This is a genomic window from Rhodopseudomonas sp. BR0C11 (assembly GCF_010820945.1).
GTDB lineage: Bacteria > Pseudomonadota > Alphaproteobacteria > Rhizobiales > Xanthobacteraceae > Rhodopseudomonas > Rhodopseudomonas palustris_H.
Genome location: NZ_QTKI01000198.1, coordinates 1 through 8,485, shown reverse-complemented (window position 1 = coordinate 8,485; position 8,485 = coordinate 1). Strand labels below are relative to the sequence as shown.

Genomic DNA, 8,485 nt, shown 5'->3' with positions numbered 1-8,485 from the left:
GTTCAGCGATCGGCAAATACTGGATCTGCAAGCGCACGCCCGGTCTTACCGCCGAAGCGATGGAGTGCATCGGCGGCTCCGGCGTGATGGAAGATGGGCCGATGCCGCGTCACTTCCGCGAAAGCCCGGTCAACGCGATCTGGGAAGGCTCCGGCAACGTGCAATGCCTCGACGTACTGCGGGCGATGACGCGTACGCCTGAAACGCTGCAGGCGTATTTCGCCGAGGTCGAGCAGGCCAAGGGCGCCGATGTGGCGTTCGATCGTCACATCGCCGCGCTGAAGGATGATATGCGCGATGCTTCGGACTTCGAGGAGCGCGCCCGTGATCTGGTCGATCGCCTCGCGGTCGGGCTGCAGGCCAGCGTGCTGATCCGGCACGCGCCGGAAGAGGTCGCCGAGGCGTTCTGTGCCTCGCGGCTGGCGCAGCGCGGCGCACATCACTACGGCGCGCTGCCGAAGGGCGTGAACTTCGCCGCGATCATCGACCGCGCCCGGCCGCGGTGAATGTCGGTGGAAACGAGAGCGGAGGTCGTCCGCCGCTCTCGTTCCCAAGGGCACTGAGTCCTCGTCCCGAGAGCCTGAGGAGCCCGGCGAAGCCAGGCGTCTCGAAGGATGAGGCCAACGCGCCGCCCATGGTTCGAGACGGCGCTACGCGCCTCCTCGCCATGAGGGCGGGCGAGTGATGATCCGCTCGGGGGCGCCGGTCGTTACTTCGGCGCGCCGTCCTTCTTCAGGACCAAAGCCAGCGCGGCGTTGAGCTGGGCGTCTTCGGGCTTGCCGATCAGGTCGGCCTTGATCGGTGCCGAGGTCGCGGACTTGGTCTTGTCGTCGGTCGGCTCGCCGATCTTCGGCGTGGTCGGCGCCGGCGTGGCGTCCGACTTGCTGAGCTTGCCCGGATTGGCGATCGCGCCGTGCAGCGCGCTCTCGCGGATCAGCGGGCCGCCGCTGATCTGCTGATCCTTCGGCGCCTCTTCGATCACGTCCGGCACGATGCCTTCGTCCTGAATCGAACGTCCGGCCGGCGTGTAGTACAGCGCCGTGGTCAGCCGCACCGCGCCGTGGCCCTTGATCGGGATCACGGTCTGCACCGAACCCTTGCCGAAGCTGGTGGTGCCCATCACGGTGGCGCGCTTGCGGTCCTGCAGCGCGCCGGCGACGATCTCCGATGCCGACGCCGAGGCGCCGTTGATCAGCACCACGATCGGTACGCCCGGCAGCTTGTCGCCCTTCGACGGTGCCGAGAACACCCGCTGATCATCGGCCTGACGGCCGCGGATCGACACCACGGTTCCGCCGTCGAGCAGATCGCCGGCGACCGAGACCGCGGCGTTGAGCAGCCCGCCCGGGTCGTTGCGCAAGTCGATCACCAGGCCCTTGAGACCATCGTTCTTGGCGTCGCTCTTCAGCTTGGCGAGTGCCGCGGTGAAGCCGTCGGCGGTGTCGCCGCCGAACTGGCTGATGCGGATATAGCCGACGCCGTCCGGCTTCATCTCCGACTTCACCGATGCGACCTTGATGATTTCGCGGGTCAGGGTGACGTCGAACGGCTCGTCCTTGCCGCGCATGATGGTGATGGTGACCTTGGTGCCCGGCACGCCGCGCAGCATGTCGACGACGTTGCGCAGGCTCATGCCCTGGGTGGTGGCGGCGCCAACCTTGATGATCAGGTCACCCGGCTCGAGCTTGGCGCGCGCCGCCGGGGTGCCGTCGATCGGCGACACGATCCGCGGAACCCCGCCCTGGGCGGTGATCTGCATGCCGAGGCCGCCGAACTGGCCCGACATGTCGGTCTGCATGTCCTTGAATTCCTTCTCGTCCATGTAGTCCGAGTGCGGATCGAGCCGGTTCAGCATGCCCTTCAGGGCATCCTTGGTCAGTTCGTCCGAAGGGATCGGATGGACGTAGGCGCGCTGCACCAGCTGGATGACGCCGCCGATCAGGTCGAGATCGGCCGGGGCGGTCTGCTCGCGCTGCAAGGCGAGCGCGGACACAACAGGAACCGCGACGACGCCGAGGACGGCAAGCGAGCGGACGACGATTTTGCGCATGGGCGAACTCATGTGAAGGGGCGGAAAACGGCCGCCGTGGGGGCGTTGCGGAACCAGAACCGACCGCGGTCGCCATCGGTTCCCGTGAAAGGGGCACCGGCGCCCGGATAGGACGCCTGATCAGATACGTGCGAAGCGGGCGTGATCAAGGCGCCCGACGCGGTTAGGCCGCCGGCTTTTCGGCGGCGTCGCCGTTGGCGAGCAGATGCACCAGCGCCCGCTTGATCGCCGCCTGGCGGGTCGGGGCGGTGATCTGGGCACCTAACAGATCGGTCACGTAGAACACGTCGCGGGCGCGTTCACCGAAAGTGGCGACATGCGCCGAGGCGATGTTGAGGTTGAGCTTCGAGATCGCCGTGGTGAGCTGGTACAGCAGGCCGGGGCGATCGAGGCCGCTGACCTCGATCACGGTGTAGCGGTCCGACCAGTTGTTGTTGATCTCGACCTCGGGCTCGACCACGAAGGCGCGCAGCTTGGCCTTGCTGCCGCTGGTCGCGCGGCGGGCGACCGCTTCGGGCAGCCGCAGCTTGCCTTCCAGCACCTCTTCGATGGTTTCGCCGATACGGGTGGCGCGGCGGCCCTCGTCCTCGTCGCGGTCGTATTCGCGGCTGATCGAGATGGTGTCGAGCGCGCGGCCGTCGGTCGTCGTGTAGATCTGGGCGTCGACGATGTTGGCGCCGGCGCTGGCGCAGGCGCCGGCGATCACCGACAGCAGCCACGGATGGTCGACCGCCAGGATCGTCAGCTCGGTGACGGCGCGGGCTTCGTCGAAGCCGACATTGATCGCCAGCTTGTGGCCGGCCTGTTCGGAGGCGCGCAGGAAGCGGGCGTGGCGGATCTTGCGCTGCAGATCGACCTTCAGCCAGTAGGCCGGATAGTGCCGCGCCACATAGGCGTTGAGGTCGGCCTCCGGCCATTCGGTGAAGGCGGCGCGGAATTCGGCCTGTGCGGCGCGGATGCGCTCCGCGCGGTTCACTTCCGAGAAGCCGCCGGTCAGCACCGGCTCGGTCTCGTAGTACAAGGTCCGGATCAGCTGCGCCTTCCAACCGTTCCACACCCCAGGACCGACGCCGCGGATGTCGGCAGTGGTCAGGATGGTGAGCATCTTCATCTGCTCGACGGTCTCGACCACCGCGGCGAAGTTCTCAATGGTCTTGCGGTCCGACAAATCGCGCGACTGCGCCACCGTGGACATCACCAGATGCTGCTCGATCAGCCACGCCACCAGTTCGGTGTCGGCGGCGCTGAAGCCGAACCGCGGGCACAGCCGCCGCGCCACCTTGGCGCCGGCGGTTGAGTGATCCTCAGGCTGGCCCTTGGCGATGTCGTGCAGCAGCACGGCGACGTAAAGCACGGCGCGATGATCCGGGCGGATCTTGCGCATCAGTTCGGACGACAGCGCGAACTCATCGTTCCCGCCGCGCTCGATCTCCTGCAGATTGCCGACGCAGCGGATCAGATGCTCGTCCACCGTGTAGCTGTGATACATGTTGAACTGCATCATCGACACGATGCGGCCGAAGGCGCGGATGAAACGCCCGAGCACGCCGGTCTCGTTCATCCGCCGCAGCACCGGCTCGGCGTTGTCGGAGGTCAGGATCTCGACGAACAGCTGGTTGGCTTCGGGATTGTCGCGGAGCTGCGGGGTGATCAGCGACAGCGACCGTGTCACCGTACGCATCGCATCCGGGTGGAACGCGAGGTTGTTCTTCTGCGCCAGCCGGAAGATTCGGATCAGGTTGACCGGATCGTGCTTGAACACGTCCGGCACCGCCAGATTGATGCGGTTATTGTCGATGACGAAGTCGTCGCTCTCCGGCACCCGGCGGCGCTTGGCGGCAGGCCGCAGCCGCGCCATCATCCGCGTCAGCGCCGGCGCCGCCTTGGCCTGCTGGTCTTCCAGCTTGGCGCACAGGATTGCGGTGAGGTTGCCGACTTCCTTGGCGATCAGGAAGTAGTGCTTCATGAAGCGCTCGACGTCCTGCATCCCCGGATGAGAGGTGTAGCCGAGCCGCACGCCGATCTCGCGCTGCAAATCGAACGACAGCCGGTCTTCGGCGCGCTTAGTCACGAAGTGAATGTTGCAGCGGACCGACCACAGGAAGTCTTCGCAGCGGCGGAAGGTCCGAAGCTCGGCCGGATCGAACACGCCGCGTTCGGAGAGTTCGCTGGGTTCGCGCACCCGGTAAACGTATTTGGCGATCCAGAACAGCGTGTGCAGATCGCGCAGGCCGCCCTTGCCGTCCTTGACGTTGGGCTCGACCAAATAGCGCGACTGGCCGGAGCGGCGGTGACGCTCCTCGCGTTCGGCGAGCTTGGCGGCGACGAATTCGGCTGCGGTGCCCTCGACCACGTCCTTGTCGAAACGCTCGACCAGCTCGGCGTACAGCGCCTCGTCGCCGGCCAGAAACCGCGTCTCAAGGATGGCGGTGCGGATTGTCATGTCGGCGCGCGCCTGGCGGATGCACTCGTCGACCGAGCGGGTGGCGTGGCCGACCTTCAGGCCGATGTCCCACAGGCAGTACAGGATGACTTCGGCGACTTGCTCGCCCCAGGCGGTCTGCTTGTAGGGAAGGATGAACAGCAGATCGATGTCGCTCTCCGGCGCCATCAGGCCGCGACCGTAGCCGCCGGTCGCCACCACCGTCATCCGCTCAGAGCTCGACGGCGTCGGGGTGTTGTAGAGGTATTCAGTTGCGGCGTTGAATAGCAGCCGGATAATCGCGTCCTGGACGTAGCACAGCCGCTCGGCGCAGCGCCGGCCATGGCGGTCGCGCAGCAATTGCGCCTCGGCTTCGGTGCGGGCTTTGGCCAGCTCGGCCTTCATCAGCATCGCCAGCGCGGTGCGGAACATGCCGTCATTGCCGGCGTGCTTTTCGGCGAGCGTGGCGATCTCGGCGGCGACCCGGGCGCTGTCGAAGCGCTCCTCGGCGGCGGGGCGGGCAGGTGAAACGACTTTGTCCATGGCTATTTCCGGATATCGGACGGCAACGCCGCTGTCACGGAATTCCGCCCGAGGGTAACTGCGGAGGCGAGCTCGGCCCAGCCAGCATAGGCGCCCGCAACGGATTGTGACGATGGGATTTTCGTCAGTTTTCGCGAATTCTCCTTCTCATCGTCGCGAGCTTGTGAGAGAGGGGAACGCCGCTCCCGCGCCGGCGGGGGTACAACCTGCCGAAAGCGCACGATGTCCAGCAAAGTCTCCCCGCTCGCCCCCACCGATGTCCCCGCTATGCCGATGATCGCCGGCGTGCGCCTCGCGACCGCCGCGGCCGGCATCCGCTACAAGGGCCGCACCGACGTGCTGCTGGTCGAGATGGAGAAGGGCACCACGGTTGCCGGCGTGTTCACCACCTCGAAATGCGCCTCCGCGCCGGTTGAATGGTGCCGCGATAAGCTGAAGGGCGGCGGCGCCCGGGCGCTGGTGGTCAATTCCGGCAACGCCAACGCCTTCACCGGCAAGACCGGCAAAAAGGCGACCGCGCTGACCGCGCAACTCGCCTCTAAGGCGATCGGCTGCAGGCCGGCGGAGGTGTTCCTGGCTTCGACCGGCGTGATCGGCGAGCCGCTCGACGCCACCAAGTTCGACGGCGTGCTCGACGCGATGGCGCTCGACGCCGGCCCCGACGGCTGGATGGACGCCGCCGAGGCGATCATGACCACCGACACCTTCCCGAAGGTGGCGACCGCCACCGTCAAGCTCGGCAAGGCCAAGGTGACGATCAACGGCATGGCCAAGGGCGCCGGCATGATCGCGCCCGACATGGCGACGATGCTGTCGTTCATCTTCACCGATGCGCCGCTGTCGGCGTCCTGCCTGCAGGCGCTGCTCAAGGCCGGCGTCACCGATACCTTCAACGCGGTGACGATCGACGGCGATACCTCGACCTCCGACACGCTACTGGCTTTCGCGACCGGTGCGGCCGCCGAGAACGGCGCGCCGAAGATTTCGCGGGCCTCGGACCCGCGGCTGAAGGCTTTCGTCAAGGCGTTCAACGCCGTACTGGCCGACCTCGCCGAGCAGGTGGCGCGTGACGGCGAAGGCGCCCGCAAGCTGGTCGAGATCATCGTCGAAGGCGCCAAGACCAAGGTCTCGGCCCGCAAGATCGCGCTGTCGATCGCCAACTCGCCGCTGGTGAAGACGGCGATCGCCGGCGAAGACGCCAATTGGGGCCGGGTGGTGATGGCAGTCGGCAAGGCCGGCGAGCCGGCCGATCGCGACAAGCTGTCGATCTCGTTCAACGGCATCCGCGTCGCGAAAGCCGGCGCGCGTGATCCGTCCTACAATGAGAAGGAAGTCTCGGCCGAGATGAAGAAGCCGGTCATTCAGATCAAGGTCGCCCTCGGCCTCGGCAAAGGCCGCGACCGCGTGCTGACCTGCGACCTCACCAAGGAATACGTCGCGATCAACGGCGACTATCGGTCGTGAGTTTGGTTGTGAGTAGCACGGCCCTATTTCTTTGTAGGCCGTCATCGCCCGCGCAGGCGGGCGATCCAGTACGCCGTGCCGCTCGTTACTTACCTGCAGCGCTCTGGGATACTGGGTGCCCCGCCTTCGCGGGGCATGACGGCGGTGGTGTTGCGGGCGATGTGCCCTGCATCGGGGGCGCCGCATGAACCTCCTCCTCGTCGTCGCCGTCGCGCTGATCGATGCCGATAATCGCGTGCTGATCGCGCAGCGGCCGAAGCACAAGCAGCTCGGCGGTCTGTGGGAGTTTCCCGGCGGCAAGCTCGATCCCGGCGAGCGGCCGGAGGCGGCGCTGATCCGCGAGCTCGACGAGGAGCTCGGTATCACCGTGAAGGAAGCCTGTCTGGCGCCGCTGACCTTCGCCAGCCACGCCTACGAGGACTTTCACCTGCTCATGCCGCTGTATGTCTGCCGGCGCTGGGAAGGCCTGGCGATGCCGCGCGAGGGCCAGGAGCTCGCCTGGGTTCGTGCCAATAAACTCCGCGACTACCCGATGCCGCCGGCGGACCTGCCGCTGATCCCGCCGCTGATCGAATTGCTGATGTAAGGCGCCGGCCAAATCCGAAACGTCATGCGCGGGCTTGGCCCGCGCATCCATCGATCTTCGCAAAGAAGATGGATTGCCGGGTCGAGCCCGGCAATGACGACGAGATTGAAGGCGCGTCTCGTCACCAACCTCCGTCAGCGCTTGCCCTTCACCGCCTCTTCCAAACTCACCTTCGCCGAGCCCGGCTTCAGTGGCTGCTGCTGGCTTTCGTGGGGGGACCAGCCGGAGAGCCAGACGATCTCGAAGGTGGCGCGGATGCGGCCGTCGGGGTCGCTGAAGCGGTCGGCGTAGATCTGGGCCATCCGTCCCAGCGTGGCGCGGCGCAGCGGCGTTCGGCGGCGCTCGATCAGCACGTTGGTGGCTCCCATCCGCCGCAGATCCTGCATCAACGCGAATGCATGGTCGTAGCGCACCACGACGCGGTCGACGTCGGTCACCGGTAGCGCGAAGCCAGCGCGTTGTAAGAGTGCGCCAAGATCGCGCAGGTCGGCGGCCGGCGCGACGCGCGGCGACACGCCGCCTTCGATCTCGGCCTCGGCGGCCGCGAAGGCCTGGCGCAGTTCGGTCAGCGTATCGCCGCCGGTCAGCGCCGCGAGCAGCAGGCCCGAGGCGCGCTGTGTGGAAATCGCGGCAGCGTCAGCCCGCCGGGGGTCCAGAGATCGGCGACGTTGGTGAAGTCGCGCAGCACGGCGTGCAGCCGCTCGTCCATCTCGTCCGCGACGCGGTCGAGCAGGAAGGGCACCGGGCCGAGCGTGGCGGCACGCTGCAGCCGCGCCGCGAGCAGCCGGCGATCGAACAGGATCGGCGTGGAATCAGACATCGCAGGTCAAATCGTTCGCGCTGCGATCAGTTCAGCTTGGAGGCCGCGGCCGGGCTCTGCTGCGAGGCTTCGAACATCTTCAGCACCGCATCCAGCGCGTTACGCAAATGCTGCGCGCCGGCCTGGCTGCAGCGCAGCCGAGCGGTGGTGACGAACTTCACCTCGACCGTCCCGTCTGCGAGCGGGTTCAGGGTGCGTGCCGCGAGCTCGACCTCGACGCCATTGGCGATCACCCCGTGCGCCGGAGCGATGTCGAAATACACATGCGGCGCGGTCGGAATATCCAGATAGGTGACGTCGGCAGGCTTGTCGGTGGGCTCGGACACGGCGATCTCCCGGAGAAGGACTGGCGGTGTTGTGCGCTTTTTTCCAGCCCGGCACTACAAGGTTCTGCCGCTTGACGGTTGCGTGGGTGGCGTTAGCCTCGCGTCATGCGTGTGGGCGCGATCAATCGGGCTGGCGTGCGGGGGCTGGGCGGCTTTGCAGCCGCTGCCAGCAGTTTGCGGCGGATCTGGACCCGTGCGGCGCAGGCGGCGCTCGATCTGGCGCTGCCGACGCTGTGCGTCGCTTGCCGCGAGCCAGTCGCAGGCGAGGGCGTCT

Annotated in this window: 6 protein-coding genes and 2 pseudogenes; 4 read left to right on the top strand and 4 right to left on the bottom strand. The window is 67.0% G+C overall.

Features of this window, described 5'->3' with window-relative positions; translation table 11 throughout:
- The coding region (locus tag DYI24_RS15650; RefSeq protein WP_283810864.1) for an acyl-CoA dehydrogenase family protein at positions 1 to 506 on the top strand (506 nt) is incomplete at its 5' end.
- Between the two features lie 203 nt (positions 507 to 709).
- On the opposite strand, the gene DYI24_RS15645 is transcribed toward DYI24_RS15650, so the two are convergent.
- Complete coding sequence (locus tag DYI24_RS15645) at positions 710 to 2,050, bottom strand: S41 family peptidase (RefSeq protein ID WP_164572947.1); 1,341 nt, start codon at positions 2,048 to 2,050, stop codon at positions 710 to 712.
- Between the two features lie 163 nt (positions 2,051 to 2,213).
- Complete coding sequence (locus DYI24_RS15640; protein WP_164572946.1) at positions 2,214 to 5,015, bottom strand: [protein-PII] uridylyltransferase; 2,802 nt, start codon at positions 5,013 to 5,015, stop codon at positions 2,214 to 2,216.
- 222 nt (positions 5,016 to 5,237) lie between these two features.
- Between DYI24_RS15640 and argJ the strand changes: the two genes are divergently transcribed.
- Together argJ and DYI24_RS15630 are read left to right on the top strand one after the other, a co-directional pair.
- The gene (argJ, locus tag DYI24_RS15635) at positions 5,238 to 6,479 is read left to right on the top strand and encodes a bifunctional glutamate N-acetyltransferase/amino-acid acetyltransferase ArgJ (RefSeq protein ID WP_164572945.1); all 1,242 of its coding nucleotides are present in this window, start codon (positions 5,238 to 5,240) and stop codon (positions 6,477 to 6,479) included.
- Positions 6,480 to 6,663: 184 nt separating this feature from the next.
- Positions 6,664 to 7,065 (top strand): (deoxy)nucleoside triphosphate pyrophosphohydrolase, encoded by a 402-nt coding sequence (locus tag DYI24_RS15630; protein WP_011156162.1) that lies wholly within the window; start codon positions 6,664 to 6,666, stop codon positions 7,063 to 7,065.
- A gap of 134 nt (positions 7,066 to 7,199) precedes the next feature.
- Here DYI24_RS15630 and DYI24_RS15625 read toward each other — a convergent pair.
- Together DYI24_RS15625 and DYI24_RS15620 are read right to left on the bottom strand one after the other, a co-directional pair.
- Positions 7,200 to 7,885, bottom strand: a pseudogene (locus DYI24_RS15625) (SAM-dependent methyltransferase).
- 26 nt (positions 7,886 to 7,911) lie between these two features.
- Positions 7,912 to 8,211, bottom strand: coding sequence for a hypothetical protein (locus DYI24_RS15620; protein WP_107342796.1), 300 nt, complete (start codon positions 8,209 to 8,211; stop codon positions 7,912 to 7,914).
- Between the two features lie 105 nt (positions 8,212 to 8,316).
- Between DYI24_RS15620 and DYI24_RS28340 the strand changes: the two are divergent.
- Positions 8,317 to 8,485: pseudogene (locus DYI24_RS28340) on the top strand (ComF family protein); the annotation flags it as partial.

Excerpts from the sequence above, each read along its gene's own strand:
- DYI24_RS15645 (WP_164572947.1), bottom strand. The coding sequence starts at position 2,050 with ATGCGCAAAATCGTCGTCCGCTCGCTTGCCGTCCTCGGCGTCGTCGCG.
- DYI24_RS15640 (WP_164572946.1), bottom strand. The coding sequence starts at position 5,015 with ATGGACAAAGTCGTTTCACCTGCCCGCCCCGCCGCCGAGGAGCGCTTC.
- argJ (WP_164572945.1), top strand. The coding sequence starts at position 5,238 with ATGTCCAGCAAAGTCTCCCCGCTCGCCCCCACCGATGTCCCCGCTATG.
- DYI24_RS15630 (WP_011156162.1), top strand. The coding sequence starts at position 6,664 with ATGAACCTCCTCCTCGTCGTCGCCGTCGCGCTGATCGATGCCGATAAT.